Below are 21,037 nucleotides of genomic sequence, written 5' to 3'. Positions count from 1 at the left end.
TAGAAGAGGAAGTTTGGCTCAATCCAGAACGAGCGAAGCTTATTCAAGCTGAAGAAAATTCATGAAACTAAACCACTTCTATTTTTGAGGAATCACGACAACTACCTTGACAATTACCGTAAATGCCTCTCCACTTAAAGAAATTCAAGATTGGGTGGCTTTCTACAGCAAGTTCTGGAGTACGAATATGTTGCGCTTGAGCCAATTATTAGAGGAGGAAGAAGAATGAGTTTAAAATTAGAATTGGATTTTCAGTACAAGACATCGATCGAGAAGCTTTGGTCCGCCTTAACCGATTCAAGCAAGCTTGCCAAGTGGGTTTTGGAAAATGATTTCAAGCCCGTCGTAGGTCACCGTTTTCAGTTTCGCGCTCAGCCGAACGAATATTGGGATGGAATTATTGACGGCGAAGTGCTTATCGTGGATCCACCAACTGGGTTATCCTATACATGGGCCGTCGGAGAGGAGAAGCACACGGTCAACTGGACGCTGCAGGATTTAGGGGATGGAAAGGTTAACCTTCATCTTGACCAAACCGGATTCTCAAATGTTCAAGGACTCGAAGGCGCTAGGTATGGCTGGAGTAATTGGAGCGGTGAGCTTGAAAAGCTGTTGGCACAATAACCGCATTCGGGTCTCAAACATCACCTTCCGCAATGCTAATCGAAAGAGTACGATGGTTGAACCCTGCTTGACCCAAATCAACATAAACCGGCTGCATGGAGTTTGCAGCCGGTTTATATCTACTTTAGACAATCTGACAAATTCTTGTCGTTTGGGGTTAAGTTCGCATGTGTATATAAGTAGGAACTAACACTATCGGAAGGATGTTAATCATGAGCGAATCTAATCAGGAGTATATCGTGATCTCGGGTGCGAGGGAAAACAATCTCAAGAATGTATCCTTGCGCATTCCGAAGCGGAAGATCTCAATCTTCACCGGGGTATCCGGATCCGGCAAGTCATCGATCGTCTTTGATACGATCGCCGCAGAATCCACGCGATTGCTGAATGAGAACTTCAGCATGTTCGTACGCAGCTTCCTACCCCGCGTTCCGCAGCCGGATACGGACGCGATCGAGAACTTGAGCATGGCTGTTATTGTGGATCAGAAGCGGCTGGGCGGCGGTTCGCATTCCACGATGGGCACGATTACTGATATCTCTCCCATTCTCCGTCTTCTCTTCTCCCGAGTGGGTCAGCCGTATGTTGGACAGGCGCACATGTTCTCGTTTAACGATCCGCAAGGCATGTGTCCCGAGTGCAACGGGATCGGTCGCAGGCTGGGCGTCGACATGAGCAAGGCGCTGGACATGTCAAAGTCGTTGAATGAAGGGGCAATTATGCTGCCGGACTATTCGGTGAACGGCTGGGAATGGAACTTGCTCGTGCAGTCGGGGGACTTTGATCTCGACAAGAAGCTGAGTGATTATTCGGATGAGGAACTGGAGCAACTGCTGTACGCCAAGGCAAGGAAAGTTAAGATGGATTTCGCAGGTAAGGCAACGAATATTACAGTGGAAGGCGTTATTGAGAAGTTCACCAACAAATACATCAAGCAGGATGTGAAGACGAAGTCCGAGCGCACACAAAAAGCTGTTGCGCCGTACATTTCCGAGGGCCCCTGCTCCAGCTGCCGCGGCGCGAGACTCAGTCAGGCTACGCTTAGCTGCAGGATCAATGGACTCAACATTGCGGAAATGTCCTCCATGGAGGTCGGACAGCTTATCCGAGTCATTCGGGAGATTGACAATCCTGTTGCCGCGCCGGTCGTCAAATCACTGACGGAGCGGCTGCAGCATCTGGTGGATATCGGACTTGACTACTTGACGCTGGACCGTGAGACGGATACATTATCTGGCGGCGAGTCGCAGCGCGTCAAGATGGTAAAGCACCTGAGCGGCAGTCTGGTGGATGTCACTTACATCTTCGATGAGCCCAGCGTTGGCTTACACCCCCGTGATGTTCACAGGTTAAATGAACTGCTTGAGAAGCTCCGCGACAAGGGCAATACCGTGATTGTCGTCGAGCATGATCCCGATGTGATCAAGTTAGCGGATCATATCGTCGACGTCGGGCCGCACGCCGGCAGCCGCGGCGGTACCATCGTGTATGAAGGAAGCTTCCAAGGTCTGCTGGAGGCAGGTACGCTGACAGGCACCCATTTGAAACGGCCGCTCCAGCTGAAGCACAATTGCAGGCAGCCGTCAGGCCAGCTTTCCATCAAGGATGCCACACTGCACAACCTGCGGAACGTGAGTGTAGATATACCAACTGGAGTGCTGACAGTCGTTACGGGCGTTGCCGGCTCGGGCAAGAGTACGCTGATTAACGAAGTATTCCTAAGTAAGCATCCGGATGCGATCGTCATCGATCAATCTGCAGTTGGAGTGTCAACACGCTCGAATCCCGCGACCTACACGGGCATAATGGATGATGTGCGCAAGGCGTTTGCTTCCGCGAACAAGGTTAACCAAGGCTTGTTCAGCTTCAACTCCAAGGGGGCTTGCGAGAACTGCCAAGGGCTGGGTGTTGTGTATACAGACCTTGCATTCCTCGAGAGCGTGAAGCTGCCATGCGAAGTTTGCGGAGGTAGACGGTTCAAGGAAGAGGTGCTCGCGTACAAGCTGAACGGCAAGTCAATTGCAGAAGTGCTGGAGATGACTGTGGAGCAGGCATTGGATTATTTTCAGCTAAAAGAGGTTGTGCGCAAGCTCCAGGCGATGAGTGATGTGGGGCTGAACTATATTACACTCGGCCAGCCGCTCAGCACGCTCTCGGGCGGGGAATGCCAGCGCATCAAACTGGCAAGCGAGCTGCATAAGAAGGGCAGCATCTACGTGTTGGACGAGCCGACGACTGGCCTACATATGTCAGATATCGGTCACCTTCTAGAAATCATGAACCGCCTCGTGGATGCCGGCAATACGGTGATCGTCGTCGAACACAACCTCGATGTGATCAGCCAAGCGGATTGGATCATCGATTTGGGACCGGACGGAGGGAGCAAGGGCGGCCAAGTGGTATTCGAGGGCACACCTCCGCAGATCATCCATGCGGAGCAGTCGATCACAGGAAGATACTTGATGTAGCCGGCAGAATCGTCATCCTCGATCCTGTTGCAAAGATAAAGTATGTGAAGTAAAGCCGTTAATCAAATATTCCGTAAAAGTTAAGAAATGGCCTTTGTAAATAAGGAGCGTCTCGGTATAATGGGTTTGTTCAAGGGTTCGAAACCCAACACCATTAATGAGGCGCTCTTACTCTTTTCAAATCACATTTAGGCGTTCAAAAGGCTGAGATTATCGCGTGTCGAGGCACTATGGTCGATGCGTTCTCATTATTTAGATATGATTTAAAAGACTATGAAGCTGCAGATGAAATTGATCCGACAGGCTTGTATGTGCATACACGAGAATTATGATTGCAGCTACATTGAGGATAATAACGCAGTCGAAGCCTGCGTAGCTTCTCGGCTTGCAGATTATATCAAGATGGAGTGATAATACAAATGAAAATTACACTACAAACAACTTGTTAGCCATGCATCTTGATTGGAGAACTTCGACTCCAAACCCGGAATGATAAGAATAACGATGGGAGCTATAAAGGAAAAAAGCAACGAAATGTTGTATACTTTATACAATAAACCTACTAAAAATAATTTTTTATTGGAGGAAATATGAAACTTGGCGCATTCTCTGTAAGTTTAAGTGTAAAAGACATTTACGAATCAAAATTATTTTATGAAAATCTAGGGTTTCAAGAATTTGGAGGCGATATTACCCAAAATTGGCTCATTATGAAGAATGAAAGTTGTATAATTGGTCTATTCCAAGGAATGTTTGAAAAGAATATTCTGACCTTTAATCCAGGATGGAATGAAAATGCCGAAAGTCTTAATTCGTTTACGGACATTCGAGATATTTAAAAACAGCTTAAAGCAAAAGGAATTAAATTATTATCTGAAGCAGATGAAACAAGCGAAGGCCCTGCAAGTTTTACAATTGAAGATCCTGATGGTAATTCCATTCTTATAGATCAACACAGATGAAGCAGAGAATGGAATAGATATATACATCAGGGCTTTCAAGCAAGAAAGCGTTAAGCTAACGGGAAACGATAGTTCAATAAAACAGCGGCAGTCTAGGACTTATTTTCACATCCCTGACAGCCGCTGTTTCTATTATAAGCTGCTCATTTATAACACTGACATACAGTTGTCAGGGTTGCCATTGTATGATGAATACATAAGTAAACAACAAAAACAGGAGGTAGTTGAAATGACAAATCATTGATTGAGATTTTACGACTATCATGTATGGGCAAATAAAATAATCTTTAATCGATTAAAGGAGCTTCCGCATCACCTCTTGATTTAAAGCATCGTGGAGAATGGGTTAGAGGTTACCTTACTTACACATTTACAAATATTGAAAACAAACAATGATATAATGGTGTTATTCCATTACAAAAGGGAGATGTTAGATATGTATAAACACATTGAGGATTTTGCCGCGACTTGGCGGAATGAAACGGCAGCAACATTGCGGACGCTGGAGACGCTCACGGACGAGTCTCTTGGCCAACAGATAACGAGCGACCATCGCACGCTTGGACGTCTTGCATGGCACCTTGTACAGACATTGCACGAAATGCCATCGCGGACTGGATTGTCTTTCGAAGGACCGGGCGAAGATGTGACAGTACCAGCTTCGGCAGCGGACATTGCGGCAGTCTATAAGCGAACCTCACAAGCATTCCTTGATGCTGTACAGTCCAGTTGGAAGGATGAGAATCTGCTCATCATGAGCGACATGTACGGCGATCAATGGCCGAACGGCTTGACGCTGGATATCCTCATAAAGCATGAGATTCATCATCGCGGTCAAATGACGGTCCTGATGCGTCAGGCCGGCCTTCGTGTTCCGGATCTTTACGGCCCGACAAAAGAGCAGTGGGCAGAGTTTGGTGCACCGGCTCCGGTAATATAAAGTAAGACTATATCCCGCTTCGGCGTTTTGGGTGAAAAGCGATAGCGTTAGAAAGCAAAAGAATAACCCGGAAGATGATTCTTCCGGGTTATTCTTTTTATATATGTTGAACGAATGAATCCGTAAGTTCTAGTGCTTACCATTAGAGTTAGCTTTTAATTGCTCCCATCATAATGCCTTTCACAAAAAATCGCTGCAGAAACGGATAAATAAGTACAATGGGGAGGGTGGCCACCATCGTTACTGCCATCCGGACGCTTTCGCCGGATACCGGATTCCGTTTCGAGCTGTTCGCTAGCTGCTCTGCTTCCGATACCATGGCCCCCGTCTGGTACTGATTCAAAATCTTGACCAGGATAGCCTGAAGTGTCTTCAACTCCGGCTTATACGTATAGATATACGAATCGTACCAGGAGTTCCAATGCCCGATGCCGATAAATAGTGCGATGGTTGCCAGTACAGGAACACAGAGCGGAAGGACCATCCGGCCAAAAATTTGTAGATCATTCGCCCCGTCTATCTTGGCGGATTCCTCCATCTCCGGCGGCAGCTGCTCGATATACGTGCGAACCAATATCATGAGGAAAACCCCAACCAGACCAGGGAAAATAAACACCCAGAATGAATCGATCAGTCCCAAAGATTTGATGATCATATAGGTGGGGATCAATCCTCCACCAAAATACATGGTAAAGATGAAAAACAGCGTAAATGCTCTCCAGGCAATAAGCTCACGCTTACTGAGCGAATAGGCCATCATGCTGATGACCAGCACGGAGAGCGGAGTTCCGATGATCGTCCGCAGGACGGTGACCTTCACTGAATTGATCAACTCCGCATTACGGAATATCGACTCGTAACTTTCAAGCGTGAACTGCCTCGGCCATAAATATAATCCCCCACGTACCGAATCGGTGGCATCATTTAAGGACACCACAAGGATATTCCAGAAGGGGTAAAACGTAACGAGAAATATGACAATGAGAAAGAGGTAAATGAACAGATCGAAAAGCTTATCCGAAAGCGAGTGTATTTTTGGCATTGTTCATTAACTCCTTTAAAATAACGATTGGTTGTTTAATTTTTTGGAAGTGAAATTGACGATTACAACCAGAATGAAAGCTACAACGGAATTGAATAAACCAACAGCTGATGCATAAGAGAACATAGAGTTTTGCAATCCGTATCGGAATGAATAGGTTGACAAAACATCGGAATATCCTTGATTCAAGCCGTTGCCGAGCAAATAATGCTGATCAAAGCCTGCGTTAAGTACGCCTCCGAGAGAAAGAATGAGAAGAATTACGATTGTCGGTTTCAAATGCGGCAGGGTTACATACAAAATCTGCTTGAACCGGCCGGCACCGTCGACTCGTGCTGCCTCGTATAGCTCTAGGTTGATCGAAGAGATTGCTGCGAGATAAATAATCGCGCTGTACCCCATTTCCTTCCATGTGTTTCCGAGCGCCACAATCCACCAGAAATATTTGCCTTCCTGCAGAAAGAAAATGCTTTTATCCGTCAAATGCAGCCACTGAAGCAGTTTGTTGACAATTCCGTCTGAAGAGAGAACCGTAACGATGATATTCGCTGCAATAACCCAGGAAATGAAGTGGGGAAGGTAGGACACGGTTTGAACCGTTCTTTTGAATACTGCTCCTTTGATCTCATTCAGGGCAATCGCAATGATTATTGGAGCAGGAAAGGATATGACCAGCGTGAGTAAAGTGGATGCCAGTGTATTACGCATAATAATTAAGAAATCACCGTTACTGAAAAAATAGTTGAACCAGTCCATGCCAATGAATTCGCTGTGGAATAGATTACCCCAAAAATTCCCAAGCGTAGGTTTGTAATTGACAAATGCCATATACAATCCAGCCATTGGTAAATAGGCGAAGAAGATTGCCCATATGACCGCTGGCGTAAGCAGCAAAAGAAGAAACCGCTGCTCTATTAACCGAATTTTGAAACTTTTTTTTGTGATTGTATTTTTCTTGCTTAAAACATTGACGGCCGTACTCATGTAAGCACCTCGCTCCTTGGTAATGTACAAAATTATACGAGTCGCTGATCACTGGTAGCAATATTACAATGTGAAGAAACATGCGGGAAAACGCCTATCATTGTGTGAAAAGAATCTAAGGCACTACTTCGAGAGATATGCCGGTGATATAATGGGGTATATTATTCGGGTTATGGGAGAGATGTAGGTGTTGACTATTTATCTAGTGGAGGACGAATTTATCGAGTTGGATCTGCTCCAGTACCACATCGATTGGGCTAGCATGAACATTAGAGTAGTTGGATCCGCCAAAAACGGAAAGAAAGCTTGGGAGCAAATTCAGCAATTACAGCCGGATATCGTGCTTACTGATGTGCGAATGCCAATTATGGACGGACTCCAGCTGGCTTCCCTCATTCAAGAACGATTCGATTGGATGAAAATCATATTTTTAAGCGGGCACGATGAATTTATCTATGTAAAGTCGGCCCTTCATGCAGGGGCCGTTGGTTATCTTTTAAAGCCGATTAATCAAGTCGAATTGCATGATGTAATTGCTAAAGTCAAGGAAGAGGTGGAGAAAGTCAATTTACTGCATCGTTCCAAGCAGATCCTGGTCGAGAAACGTATCGAGGAACTTTACAAAGCTGCCAACAACGACAGTAACTTAGAACAATCCTGGACAGAGCTCATCCTAATGGATCAGCGGTTTCTTAGCGATCATTATGTAACCGCTTTAATTAGTATCGATAATTATCTTGCATATAAAGAAAGTTCTACTGCGCAGTTGAAAGAAATGAACGAAATACCAATGATTGTCAGTTCGCTGCTGAGCAGCTTTTCGTTGGAAGGAACCACCTTAAAGGCCGTTGAACATGAATGGCTGATCACGATCAAATTTGATCAAGGCATGGATTATAAGCTATTCTGGCAAGAACTATCCGACTCCATCCAACGCGAATATGACTGGACGGTGACTATCGGAATTGCTGACACGGTATCCTTGCTGAAGCACGCGCACTCTATGTTAGAGGAGGCGGAGAAAGCGGTGGGGGAACGTTTTTATATCGGACTTGGGAACATTATTCATTCGGGGCAAGTTAAGATTGTGCGCGATGCTGCATTTAACTCCGAAGATGAGATGCTGCTGGGGAGATTAAATTTGTCCGATTTGTCGGGGTTCCTAAGTGGAATTGACCATTATTTCGATACGTTAGTCCGGATGCACGTAAGCAGGGAAAAAGTTTATGAAGTATCGATGGACGTATTGAAAGGGATAGCCAACGTATGCTCGAAATTCGATGATCAGGCAATCAAAGGGATCGGTGATCTTCATGACTGGAAAAGGGCAATCCTGCAAGAAGATTCCATTCGAGGAATCAAAGATTTTATTCTGGGGTTGATGGATCAGATCAGACGTTATCTTGAGGATAAACAGCAGGATCGGCATATGCTGCTGGTGCAGGAAGTGGTCGATATAATTGACAGCGCTTACTTCGAACCTCTTACGATCGAACATCTGGCGGAAAAGGTGTACATCTCTCCCAATTATTTGAGGGCCTTATTCAAGGAAAAGAAGGGCTGCACCATTCATGAATATTTGACAAAGGTCCGTCTTACCATAGCGGTGGAACTGCTGCGCGACAAATCATTAAAGATTCATGATGTGGCTAGAAAAGTGGGATACGATAACTCGTCTTATTTCAGTTCGTTCTTTTATAAAACGCAAGGAGTCACGCCGAATGAATATCGTAAAAAATTTTTATAGCATCTGCAAAAGAATGCGACTCAACACACGATTGCGAAGCAAATTGTTTATCGTATATCTCCTTGTTACGATACTGCCTATCGCTTTCTTGATCTTCTATTCCTACCATACGATTAAAGAACAGCTAACCCAGCAGGCGGTCGAGAACGTAGGAAGTACGATTGATCAGGTCAATAACAATATTGAGAATAAGCTGGACTTATACGCTCAGAATGCCACATTAATTTACTTGGACACTCAACTCAGGAATTACTTGCTTAACCACTATGAAAAAAACGATATTTCTGTGCTTGACGCGTACGACTATATTAATCAAACGCTGAATAAGATTCTCGCGATGAATCCCAATCTGCAATCAATTACGATTTATACGGATAATCAAACGCTTCATTCGGATGGACTTTTTGTAAAGCATATGGATGAGGTGCCCGCAAAGCTGGTCACGCAATCGCTGCATGCGGCAGGACATATAACCCACTTTTTTCCGACTGACGGAGCTGAGAAGGAGAGAGTGGTGACACTTACGCGTTCACTGAACTATTTGAGCCTGAACTTTCCTTACGGAATTTTGACTATGGAAATATCGGAGAGAGAAATCTTCTCTCTCATCGAGAAAGAGAGCACTAACAAAGCGATTATTGTGGCGGATGAGAAAGGAAATATTATAACGTCAGACGTAAAGCATGCGAATTTCCGAAACACTGCCGAATTGTTAGCCCAAAAGAATGAAAACTCGATCGTCATTGAAAAATCGTTACACAACGGCTGGAAAACGATTGCCATTTTACCTTATGAGGAATTGCTGACGCAGGCTCGAGCAGCCTCTGGTAAAATGCTAACCATCTCTCTGGCATGCGTATTCGCTGCCATTGTCTTGATATTCGGAACCAGTCGGTTATTGACGAAGCGCTTCGAAATACTGCTTCATCAAATTCGCAAAGTGGAACGCGGGACATTCGATTTAACATTCCCGCCGATGGGGAACGACGAAGTAGGCCAACTGTCTTTTGCTCTAAAGAAGATGGCGATGAAGATAGAAGAATTAATCAATGACGTATATAAGAAGGAGGTTCTGAAGAATGAAGCGGAGATGAACACTCTCCAAGCTCAAATAACGCCGCATTTTCTCTACAATTCACTGGCTTCCATTTCTGCTCTAGCCATTAAACATAATAATGGGCATGTGCATCGGATGGCGGATGATTTGGCTAGATTTTACCGGATCTCCTTAAACAAAGGGAAAAAAACGATCACGATTGAACAAGAAATCAAGCTTACAGAGCACTATCTTTCTATACAGGAAACCAGGTTCCAAGGCTTATTCCGGGTCCATTATTCCTTGGACCAATCGCTTTTTCGCTTTACAACGTTGAAGTTAATTGTGCAGCCTTTTATTGAAAACTGCATTAATCATGCGATTTGGGATGATGACTGCGGCATTACGATTATCATTAAGCTCTTTTCAGATGGAGAGGATTTGTTGTTATCCGTTATTGATGATGGTATGGGGATGCCTCGTGATGTTTATGAACGGATGATGGAGAAGACGGAACAGCCTGCGGGTTACGGAATTTATAATGTGGACAAGCGAATCAAGCTGGCATACGGTGAACGGTACGGCGTGGAGGTGTACAGCAGGCTTGGTATAGGCACTTCTGTGCAGATCCGTATTCCAAAGACGATTATCTATTTATGATAGTCGTTTTCCGTCATGTTTAATAACAAAGTTGTATAGAACGAGACCGGTCTGGTGTCTACAATAAAGTCTAAGCAAAGCGGTTCGACGATTGTTGAACTCACTTGCATCCTAATTTCAAGGAGGAACAGATCAGCTATGAGAGAGAAGGGGCATTTCCGATTTACGGGTCTGATTGTTTTATTGATGGCACTGCTTGCAGGCTGCAGCAGCAATGGGGAACCAACAAACGAGGGTAAAGCTACTAACACGCCTGCAGCAGAAGAAGAAGGAGAAGCCGAAGGAAACTCGCCGATCAAATTCACTTTTTTTGATCGTAATGTCGGTGATTCGTTTGACAATCTGGTAGTAAAAAAAATAACAGAGCAGACTGGCGTTTCCTTGGAAATTCAACAGCCGACCGGCAATCCGGCCGAGAAATTAAACCTGATGCTTGCCAGCAACGACCTACCTGACTTGATGGCGATTTCACGTGGCGATATTCTCGACAAATATATTGCGGCTGGAGCGCTAATCCCGCTCAACGATCTGATTGACCAATATGGGCCGAACATTAAGAAAATGTATGGCGATATGCTGAACAAGACCCGGCATACAGACGGTAAAAACTATTACCTTGCTAACTGGTATGGGCTTGAGCAATATCCGGTATTTGGATTTATGATGAGAATGGATGTTATGAAGGAGCTGGGAGCCGGGGTGAAAGTAGACAACGGCGAGCCCTTCACCGTAGAAGAGTTTGTCGGACTGCTCAAAAGCTTCAAAGAGAAATATCCGGCGATTGACGGCAAGCCTACGATGGCCATGACATTTAACGGCGAAAACATGGGTGCGATTTCGGGTACGTTCAAAGGCATGTACGGTATTATGCCTTATTATGAAACGGGCAATGAACTGAAAAGTGACGTGAGAGATCCGAAGTATTTGGACATGATCAAATTTATGAATTCCTTGTACACTCAAGGCTTTATCGATCCGGAATGGGCGACAATAAAAACTCAGCAATATGAACAAAAGATGGCATCGGGCAGCGTATTTGCAACAACGGATGCTTTTTGGAATCTGGGCAAGCCGAATACGATATTGAAAGAGGAAGCGGCGGATCAATCCAAGAAAGACGAAAGCCAGTTTTATCCTTATAAAGTCGTTGCACCAGGCGTGGATCCGCAGAAAACGACCTTTGGTCCGAAAAACTCGCTCGGATGGGATGGCATCGGAATTACGACAAAAAATGCTGATCCGGTCCGTGCGATTAAATTCCTTGATTTCCTAGCAAGCGAGGAAGGTCAATATTTGATGATGTGGGGTATTGAAGGAACGCACTGGGATATGAAGGATGGCAAGCATGTTCCTAGGCCTGAAGTGCTGGAGGGTTTTAAGAAGGATTGGGCGGGTTATTCCACAGAAACCGGCATCCGGAAGTGGACCTGGACAGTCAAGAACGGTCCAGGATCAGATGGTACGCCATATGACTTAATCGGCCGGTACGAGACGGATGCAGTAGCCAAGCTTGCGATCAAGAATCTAGCAGATTCGTCGTTTGACACAGCTCTTTATGACAATTTGGGTCCAAGCGGCGGCACTCCGGAAGCTATTATGCAAACGAAGGTTGGCGAAACGATTAATAAGTATTTTCCTAGGATGGTAATGGCTCCTTCCGAGGCGGATGCAGTCAAATTATACGACACAATGATGAAAGAATTGGAAACGGCAGGGCTTGCGAAGCTCGAGAAGATTTATACCGATAATTTCAACAAGCGTAAAGAGCTTTGGAATTAATATCATAGTATGAGGTGACGGAAGTGCCGATAATCGTTCATGAAGACAAGCATCTATTTGAAATTCAAACCGCGCGGACATCTTATGTGTTCGGAGTGAATGAGAAAGGGATTCTCCAGCATTTGTATTGGGGTGAGACGATTGCGGCGCATGATTGCGCCCATCGTCTCCGCTCAAGGTCCCACAGCTCATTTGATGCAGAAGTGGAACGTGAATGCGAGGAATTTAGCTTCTGGGGCGGAGTTGGATATTCCGAGCCCAGTCTTAAGGCGCAGTTCTCCGATCAAGTCAGAGATCTCAAAATGGTCTTTGAGGGATATCGGATCGAGAAGGACAAAGGTCTGGAATGTCTGATCCTTATATTAAAGGACGCCTTCTATAACTTGAAAGTGCATTTGTATTACCGGATCATCCCTGAACTCGATTTGATCGAACGATACGCCGAAGCCGTCAACACTGGAGAAGACGATATCGTGCTTGAATCCTTCCAATCTGCAGCCTGGACGATGCCTTACATGCTGCAAAGCAGGATGACTCACGTGGCGGGTAGCTGGGCCGGTGAATATCAGCTTAGGGAAACGGTGCTCTCCGAAGGTAAGAAAATCATCGAATCGAGAAGAGGGTTCACGGGGCCTCATGCGAATCCGTGGTTTGCCATGGATGACGGCAGTGCAGCTGAGTCTGTGGGGGAGGTATGGTTCGGCGCCCTAGGTTGGAGCGGTAACTGGAAAATCGTGGCGGAGAAGACGATATTTGAACATGTTCGGGTGACGGGCGGCATTCATGATTTTGACAGCCAGTGGATGCTGAGGTCAGGAGAGTCATTTGTGACACCAGTCTTCGTCGGAGGGTACAGCTCGTCAGGCTTCGGTGGGATGAGCCGCACCCTGCACAGGTATCAACGGGAGTACATACTTCCTACCGAAGCTAAGCGCAAGGTGTTGTACAATTCCTGGGAAGCGACAACATTTGACGTGCATGCGGGAGAGCAGATCGAGCTGGCGAAGAAAGCTGCCAAAATGGGAGTCGAACGTTTTGTTGTCGATGACGGCTGGTTTGGCAAAAGGAACAGCGACCGAGCCGGGCTTGGAGATTGGGACGTCAATCCGGACAAATTTCCTTCGGGGCTGGACGCGTTAATTCGGGAGGTAAATGACTTAGGGATGGACTTCGGCATTTGGGTTGAACCGGAGTCGGTCAACCCGGACAGTGAGCTTTATCGGAATCATCCTGACTGGGTCTACCATTTTCCAACCAGAACCGGCACTCAGCTTCGGAATCAGCTGGTGTTGAACCTAGCTATGCCCGAGGTGAAACAATATATTATAGACTTTATGACTAGGCTGCTCAGCTCTCATCCTATCGCCTTTATTAAATGGGATATGAACAGGACGATTACCGAGCCGGGGCTGCAGGGATTTCCGCAGGAACAGCAGAGGGAAATTTGGATCCGGCACGTACAAAGCTTATATGACATTTGGGCGGAGCTGCGTGCTAAGTTTCCTAACGTAGAATTTGAAACCTGCGCTGGGGGCGGAGCGAGAATTGATTTTGGAATGCTGCGCTTTGCCGATCAGGCCTGGCCAAGTGACAATACCGACGCATTTGACCGGCTGCGCATTCAAGAGGGCTTCACCTATGTATATAGTCCGCAAATCATGATGTGCTGGGTAACGGACTCCCCGAACGGAATGAACGGACGCAAACTGCCCTTGTCCTTCAGGTTCCACAGCGCAATGACGGGAGCGCTGGGGATCGGAGGAAACTTGAGAGAATGGGCGGATAGCGAGATCGGTGAGGCTGCCGTTCATATTACCTCTTATAAGGAAATAAGGCATCTCGTGCAGGTGGGCAAGCAGTACCGGCTCTCCTCATTACGTCATTCCAAGCTGGCAGCTGTTCAGTACGTGAATGACGATCATACCGATAGCGTTGTATTTGTCTTTCTCCATGCTCAGCAGTTCGGTCGTCATTCCCAATTGAAGCTGCAAGGTCTTGCTGGCGGCATGGTATATGATGTTGAGGGACTGTCGAAAGAAACTGTTCAGCTGCATGGAAGCACGTTAATGAAAGCAGGTATTCCTCTAAATATGCGAGGCGATTTCGACAGTGTCATGATTCGAATTAAAGCTCGGGAGGGGACACATGAATAAAATGGCATTTAGAAAGGTGATTGCAATCTTATTGGTATTCGTTATGGGGGTTGTTATATTGCCTTACGATAGTTCCGCAAAACAGAAGAAGTTGCAGATTGATCAGAAAAATGGTATTGTGCAGGCCTCGAACGGCCATTATACACTTACTTATAATCTATCTACCGGACAAGGGAATGTCACCTGGGACGATCGGAAGGTTCTGCAAAATTTTAATTCAAATTATAAGCTTGCCGGTAATGATACGAGATTTCGTTCATCCGATCCGGCGGTCCGGACGGCAGAATGGAGTAAAATCGGGGACGAAGGCTACGGTCGTGACGGTGTGAAATTGACGATTCGTAATAAATTGAATGCCGGCTCCACGATCGTGACGCATTTCTATCTCTATTCTGATAAGTCTTATTTTTTGACCGATATGAGTGTAGTTAGTCCATCTTCTCAAACAGTAGAAATAATTGAACCGATCTCGTCCTCGTTTCTTGATATCGGATCGGGTACGGACAAACGCATCTTCACTACTCCTTATTCGAATAACTTTGATTTCGGGGTAGCTCCTGTAGATGATTTTGGCAACAGTCAGAACGGTGCCGACCGATTCGAAGGCGAGCAGTTGAAATGGGAGCCATTTAATGGCATCAGCCACTGGGTTGCGGCCATGTTCGATAATACGTCCAAGCAAGGTTTCGTGGCGGGCGCAGCAACCGTGAAAAATTGGAAGAGCAGCCAGAGGCTTGGCGAAGCGGAACAGGCAAATGGTCCATTAACCTCGTTCAGCCTTTATAATTGGGGCGGTACGCAGAGCGGAGAAACCGTTTCATCTGATCTGTTCTTCATCGGATATTATGGAGATTATCAGGCCGGCCTTGAGGAATACGGAAGCGTGTACAATATCGGGGAGCCTCGCTTGGAATGGGATGGCGAGGTGCCTATGGGCTACAACACGTATTACTCGCATTACAACTATGCGACGGCCGAAGCCATGTATCCGCTAGTCGACTATATGGCTGAGCATCTTCAACCGCTCGGTTACGAATATTTTAACTTGGATGGAGGTTTCCAGCCGGTCTCGGATCTGCCTTTTGATGAGGGGATGCAGGCCTTTGCGGATTATGTTCACGAGAAAGGCTTGAAGGTCGGCGGCTATCAAACGCCGTTCACGATCTATGATGCCTGGCTTGATCTGCCTATACCGGGAACGGAATATAACCATAGGGATATTTCACTAAAGGATGAGAACGGGCAGCTGATCAGAACGTATTTGGGCACCTATGCGATGGATATTACCCATCCAGCAGCCCAAGTGGCGCTGCGCAGCGCTATACAGAAATATATCGATTGGGGCTTCGATTACCTTAAGCTTGATTTTATTGATATGGGCATGTACGACGGGTTGCGGTACGACCCAGCGGTAAACGGCGTTCAAGCTTATCGAATCGGCATGGGAATCATCCGGGATGCTGTTCTTGCGGCTGATCGCCCGATCTATATTAATGAATCGATAGCGCCTCTGCTGCCTGCAGCGTTTGCTCACGGGAGAAGATCGGCATGCGATACGACGATTGGGGTAGACGGTTATTCCGGCATCGAGCGACAGGCATTCAACACAGCCGCCTCGTGGTGGACGAACGGTACGCTGTATGAATACAATGACGCCGACATGATTATTCCGGAAAATTTTTCTCAAGGTTTCTGGTACAAATACAGTCAGAGTGAAGGCAAGCTGCTTGCAACGACTGTTGCGCTGGGCGGGGGACATTGGCTTGCAGGTGACAATTTCCCATTCCTGTCAGAGGAAAGGATGAGCATCCTTGAGAATAAGAAGCTGCTGGAGCTCGTTCGGAAGGGGAAAGCCGCCAAGCCTGTAGACATGCCGAATGTGTATCATAAAGGGGAGCATTCCCCGTCGGTTGTCTATATAACTGATAACGGCGGTGATGTCATTGTCGGACTGTCTAATTGGAATGCCAGTGAAGAGAAGCAAATTACGGTTAACCTCTCCGAGCTTGGATTAAACCCGCATGCCAAGCATACTTTAACTGAGCTATACTCCGGGAAGGTACTGGGCAAGGTATCCGGAAAGTTTACGCACACGCTCCAGCCGAACGGTACGGCCATTATTCATGTATCAAAAGGTGGATCAGGCAGAGACAATGGAGGCACACTGCTCAATCTCGCCCTTGGTAAACAAACTGGAGTATCCTCGACCTGGAGCGAAACGGGATATGAAGCGGACAAATTGACGGACGGTCTTTCATCCACGAGATGGAGTGCAGCCGACGGGCAGTTGAACAATCAATGGGCTGAAATCGATTTTGCCAAAGAGACGTCCGTCAACAGAGTTGTCATTAAAGAGCATAAAGGCACTTATTTCCAGATCGCCAATTATGCGTTACAGTATTGGGACGGGACGAAGTACGTTGACATCACAAAAGGATTTACGGTGGGTGACAATAAAGTCATTAATTTTGAGACCGTATCCACATCAAAAATTAGAATATTTATGAAGACGAATTATATTATTCCGTCTATTGAAGAGATTGAGGCCTATTATGTCGAGGGGAATAGCGGTCCAATTATTGACCAGGACAATAGCAATTCGGATTACGCGAGCTACTCGGACATTCGGGCCAAGGTCCAAAGGATGCAGGTGTTCAAGCTGAACGACAGCACCCTGCCGAAGATCGATCTGTATATTTATGAGAGCTATGTAAATACCGTACCAGCGGACGCTTATTACTTCGATATCGTCATGCTGGATGAGCAGGACAACCCGCAGAAGACGATCTTCTCCGCGTCGCTCCCGGCCTATAATATACCAGGGAGCGTGAGTCCATATTCCATCTATCCGAAGCTGGAAAATTTGGATACAAGCAAGAAATACGGAATTATCTTGAAATCGCCAAAATCGGTTATGACCGAATCTACGAATAATAACTACGGGTTCGCCTACAACGATACAAATTCTTATCCGGACGGGTATGAGCGGATCTCACTGGACGGCGGCGAGACATGGACTACGGAAAATAACGGAGAGCGCGATTTAATTTTTACCATTTATTCAAGTGGTGAGGGCGAGTAGCTCTCACGGGACAAGGGGCGATCGATAGTGATATCGGTCGCCTTATTTTTTACAGAAAGGGCGGTTTCGAATGATTCAGATTACGATAAGCAGCCATTTAGGCTTTCCTTCCGTTAGCATTCATACGAAATATTATGATATGGCGACGGTGCCGGGTATTGGAGGACGCATCTTGGAGTTTGGGGCGGACGGGATTAACCTGCTCTACCAGAACCAAAGCCTTGCAGGTCATCGCCCTAAGTACGTAGCTGATAACGTGGAGGAAATGCGATCGCAGCGTATGAAAGGTCAGCAGCTGCTCTACGGCGGCGAGAAAACATGGCTTGCTCCTCAAGCCGATTGGGGCGACTGCCCCTATGCCGATTTAGATCACGGCGAATATGAGCTAGAAATCCAGCGCAGCGAGGATACGGTTAAGCTGCTCCTTACGAGCCCTGTATGCAGAGAAACACAGTTGCAAATCATTCGGACCATTACATGTTACGGAGACAAACCGCACATGGATATCGAGCAAAAGCTAATCAATCATGGACCTGGTCCTGTTAAAAAGGGCTTATGGCAGGTAACGATGCTAAATCGAGATGGAATCGTGGAAATTCCGGACGGCGCGACCGTTTATGCGGATCAACCCGTTATGTTGTTAAATGGGGAGAATGCTTCTGCCATTCACGACGCGAAGGGATGGCGAATGGAGATTAATAACAATTTGCTCTACAAGTTAGGCTTCATGACAGATGCTGGACAAACTACGTCACGGCTTCCGGCGACAAACGGGAAAAGCTATACGCTGATGAAGACATATTGTGTGAATCCGAAACAAACGTATCCACACAATACGGTTGTTGAGGTGTACAATGCCAGTGATTATCATTATTATGAGCTTGAAGTACACAGCCCTGTCTATACACTGCAGCCGGGTGAAAGTGCATCATACACCATCCGATGGGAACTCCAAGCTGTTCAAGAAGGTGCATCGTGAACCTGAAATTGTGAAAATCGAAGCCCCGATGATGCCAATACCGGGGCTTGTTATTTTTTCATTTTTGAAGGTTGTACCATTCATATAAAGAACGATCGTTCAAAAATAATTCTTGACTTTCTTAGAAAAAAGAATATTAAAACGGAAGGTGTAACAATCACTTCTAATGTTACGCTCGGCAAAGATGCGAACGACGGCTATGTACTAGCAATTACTTTGGACATCTCTATAAGCGGCGTAGAAACCAGCGTGGCTGAGGAAATCGTCACGGAAGCCCATCTGGTTTGCCCTTATGCTAAAGCAACCCGTGGCAATATTGAAGTAGTAACGAACGTAGTTGGTTAATCAGCGCAAATGAATTTTTGTTGATTATTATTTATCTATTTTTGAACGATTGTTCAAAATTGGTGAAGGGTCCGGGTATTCGATTTCCTTGGCTTAGGCCCTTCCGACAAACCGGCTGGCGCAAAATATAGCTTCGAACAGAAATTTGACGATTTCCATGCGGTAGTTGAAAGCCGGGGACTCGTGAACAAATTTGGGTGGAGGGTTCGCGAAGTGAAAATTAACGCAAAGCAAGGCTTCAATATAGATTTTGACAAAAATGAAAAGTTGAAGACGCTGACCAAACTTCAGTATAACGTAACTCAGCATGGCGCGGACGAGTCGTCATTTAATAATGAATATTGGGATAATGAAGAAGAGGGTATCTATGTAGATATTGTTTCGGGTGAGCCGTTGTTCAGCTCGAAGGACAAATATGATGCGCGTACAGGCTGGCCTAGTTTTACAAAGCCTTTGGATCCAGACAACGTTGTGCTTAAAAGCAAATTATTTTTTGGGTCCGAAGTCAGAAGCCGGGATGCCGATTCCTTCCTAGGCGACGTGTTCAAAGATGGACCTGGGCCAACGGGACTGCGATTCTGTGTGAACTCTGCAGCCATGGAGTTTATTCCAAAAGACGATCTTGAAAAAAGAGGATATGGCGCTTATGCCGCCCTATTTAGCGAATAGAAGCTTTGAAAATCCACGCGCCTTCGTTGCCTTTGTTCTATCACCAAGGCGTCGTTTACGACATGAATAATGCGCTGAATTTCATTTAGAGTAAAAAATGGCTACTGACAAACTGGAGAGTGCGTCTCCAAAAATATGAAGAACAACAAGGCACGCTAGGGGATCGGAATAGCTTTAGCAAGACCGACAAAGATGCAACGTTCATGCGGATGAAAGAAGACCATATGCGTAACGGCCAGCTTAAGCCTGGTTACCATGTACAGATTGGAACAGAAAATCAATTTATTGTTGGTAACAGCCTTCATCAGCGCCCTACGGACACACGATGCTTGAAACCGCATTTAGAGAAAAAAGCTACCGGGAACCATCATCGCAGATGCTGGGTATGGCGGAGAAGAGAACTATGCTTACCTAGAACATGAAGAGCTTGAAGCGTTGGTCAAATACAGCACGTATCATAAGGAAAAATCGAAGAAATGGCAAACTTCTCAGTTAATTGAGGCTCACCGGCGCTCAGTACGGCCTCGGACGACGGGAATTCCAACAATGTTTGTAAAGACACCACAGAATACAAATCCCCGAATACACCCTTAAACTCCGGAAACACTTGGTCTAATGCTGCTTGGAATTGAAGTTTGATCTGAACAAACTGACCCGTTACCGATTCATGCTATCTTGTAAGGTTGCGAAGGTTTAATAATTGAACACATCTTTTCTTATGAGGTTCGAAATCCTCTTTATAAAAGAATTCGCATAAAGCATAAGCATCAAAGGCATCCGTCTTCACTTTCCGTAAGCTTGAAGACTTTTTCGCTTCATAAGACAGAAGTGGATTTACAATGATGTAAAGGTAGTTGTGTTCGTCCAGGAACTGTGTAACAGGGGAATGATAATGACCTGTCGCTTCCAGAATGACCATCGGCAGCAGTCCTGTCATAGTTTGAATATCTTTCAATAAGTGAAGAAAGGCCCCCAATCCCTCACGGGTATGATGGACAGTAAAGCTTTTACCATAAGGTTTTCCCTTGTCTAAGAAGGTTTGACCTTGACTTTCCCCCTTAGCAATATCCAGCCCAACTACTGGATTCATCTTATATCACCTTCCAATGATCGTATTTGCCGGCAGCCCCTAGTCCTTCTTGCAGTGTCATATCTTCGCTTGTTATACGAGATCATTGCCTCAACCAGCCTCAAACATGTTTCTGCAAGTAGGGGGTGAACTGTTTAGCGCACGGGATCATGAGTCCCACGGGCAGTTACGTTCGACCCCGGCTACCGCTACTTAACCTCTTGAAGATAGGAGAGGTCAACCAGAAATAACTGGTTGACCTCATAATACGAACGGGCAGTTTATCGCAACATAGAAAGGTGCAGGATTGTTTGATCATTTCGACGAATACTCTAGGTATGGAATGAAGTTCAGAGTTAATGAGGTGACTTTTATGAATATAACTCAAACTTCGCAGCTTGAAATAGGCAGATAAGCCTTGAGATAACTGGGCAAACCGGCGATCCATTGTTGTAGTTGACTTTTAATTAATTTTGAAAGTTTTTTGTTTGCCGTTGC

12 protein-coding genes and 4 pseudogenes are annotated in these 21,037 nt (G+C 45.9%); 13 read left to right on the top strand and 3 right to left on the bottom strand.

The genetic code is table 11. From position 1 onward, the window contains the following. Nucleotides 1-118: 118 nt before the first annotated feature. The 5 genes and pseudogenes from RCO25_RS32535 to RCO25_RS32515 form a co-directional block, all read left to right on the top strand. A pseudogene (locus tag RCO25_RS32535) lies at nt 119-229 on the top strand (transcriptional regulator); the annotation flags it as partial. After that, the gene (locus RCO25_RS32530; protein ID WP_309000215.1) at nt 226-624 is read left to right on the top strand and encodes an SRPBCC family protein; all 399 of its coding nucleotides are present in this window, start codon (nt 226-228) and stop codon (nt 622-624) included. The pseudogene RCO25_RS32535 and the gene RCO25_RS32530, both read left to right, overlap by 4 nt. Before the next feature lie 212 nt (nt 625-836). Next, nucleotides 837-3,092, top strand: a complete 2,256-nt coding sequence (locus RCO25_RS32525; protein ID WP_309000214.1) for an ATP-binding cassette domain-containing protein — start codon at nt 837-839, stop codon at nt 3,090-3,092. A 590-nt stretch (nt 3,093-3,682) separates the two neighbouring features. Beyond that, nucleotides 3,683-4,054 (top strand): annotated as a pseudogene (locus tag RCO25_RS32520) (VOC family protein). Nucleotides 4,055-4,490: 436 nt separating this feature from the next. Next, entirely contained in the window at nt 4,491-4,994 is a 504-nt protein-coding gene (locus RCO25_RS32515; protein ID WP_309000213.1) for a DinB family protein, read from the top strand. Between the two features lie 148 nt (nt 4,995-5,142). On the opposite strand, the gene RCO25_RS32510 is transcribed toward RCO25_RS32515, so the two are convergent. Beyond that, the gene (locus tag RCO25_RS32510) at nt 5,143-6,036 is read right to left on the bottom strand and encodes a carbohydrate ABC transporter permease (RefSeq protein ID WP_309000212.1); all 894 of its coding nucleotides are present in this window, start codon (nt 6,034-6,036) and stop codon (nt 5,143-5,145) included. Nucleotides 6,037-6,051: 15 nt separating this feature from the next. Then, complete coding sequence (locus RCO25_RS32505; RefSeq protein WP_309000211.1) at nt 6,052-7,020, bottom strand: ABC transporter permease; 969 nt, start codon at nt 7,018-7,020, stop codon at nt 6,052-6,054. A gap of 187 nt (nt 7,021-7,207) precedes the next feature. Here RCO25_RS32505 and RCO25_RS32500 point away from each other — a divergent pair, with 187 nt between their 5' ends. The 8 genes and pseudogenes from RCO25_RS32500 to RCO25_RS32465 form a co-directional block, all read left to right on the top strand. Beyond that, entirely contained in the window at nt 7,208-8,767 is a 1,560-nt protein-coding gene (locus RCO25_RS32500) for a response regulator (RefSeq protein WP_309000210.1), read from the top strand. After that, nucleotides 8,742-10,463: a cache domain-containing sensor histidine kinase gene (locus RCO25_RS32495; protein ID WP_309000209.1), complete on the top strand. Its 1,722-nt coding sequence runs from the start codon at nt 8,742-8,744 to the stop codon at nt 10,461-10,463. Before RCO25_RS32500 ends, RCO25_RS32495 begins: the two co-directional genes overlap by 26 nt. Before the next feature lie 138 nt (nt 10,464-10,601). Then, nucleotides 10,602-12,242 carry an ABC transporter substrate-binding protein gene (locus tag RCO25_RS32490; protein ID WP_309000208.1) on the top strand — a complete coding sequence of 547 codons (1,641 nt, stop codon included), beginning with the start codon at nt 10,602-10,604 and terminating at the stop codon, nt 12,240-12,242. A gap of 23 nt (nt 12,243-12,265) precedes the next feature. Then, a complete protein-coding gene (locus RCO25_RS32485) occupies nt 12,266-14,395 on the top strand; it encodes an alpha-galactosidase (RefSeq protein ID WP_309000207.1) in 2,130 nt (709 codons plus the stop codon). Then, nucleotides 14,388-17,477: a discoidin domain-containing protein gene (locus RCO25_RS32480; RefSeq protein ID WP_309000206.1), complete on the top strand. Its 3,090-nt coding sequence runs from the start codon at nt 14,388-14,390 to the stop codon at nt 17,475-17,477. Before RCO25_RS32485 ends, RCO25_RS32480 begins: the two co-directional genes overlap by 8 nt. Nucleotides 17,478-17,547: 70 nt before the next feature. Continuing rightward, nucleotides 17,548-18,456: a hypothetical protein gene (locus tag RCO25_RS32475; RefSeq protein WP_309000205.1), complete on the top strand. Its 909-nt coding sequence runs from the start codon at nt 17,548-17,550 to the stop codon at nt 18,454-18,456. Between the two features lie 588 nt (nt 18,457-19,044). Then, the gene (gene msrB / locus RCO25_RS32470) at nt 19,045-19,470 is read left to right on the top strand and encodes a peptide-methionine (R)-S-oxide reductase MsrB (protein WP_309000216.1); all 426 of its coding nucleotides are present in this window, start codon (nt 19,045-19,047) and stop codon (nt 19,468-19,470) included. 110 nt (nt 19,471-19,580) lie between these two features. Next, nucleotides 19,581-19,953, top strand: a pseudogene (locus tag RCO25_RS32465) (transposase); the annotation flags it as partial. 1 nt (nt 19,954) lies between these two features. Here the strand turns inward: RCO25_RS32465 and RCO25_RS32460 are convergent. Continuing rightward, nucleotides 19,955-20,560, bottom strand: a pseudogene (locus RCO25_RS32460) (IS110 family transposase); the annotation flags it as partial. Nucleotides 20,561-21,037: the final 477 nt, after the last annotated feature.

It is taken from the genome of Paenibacillus sp. LHD-38, assembly GCF_031157315.1.
Taxonomy (GTDB): domain Bacteria; phylum Bacillota; class Bacilli; order Paenibacillales; family Paenibacillaceae; genus Pristimantibacillus.
The sequence above is the reverse complement of the archived record's forward strand: the minus strand, read 5'-3'. Positions and strand labels throughout refer to the sequence as shown.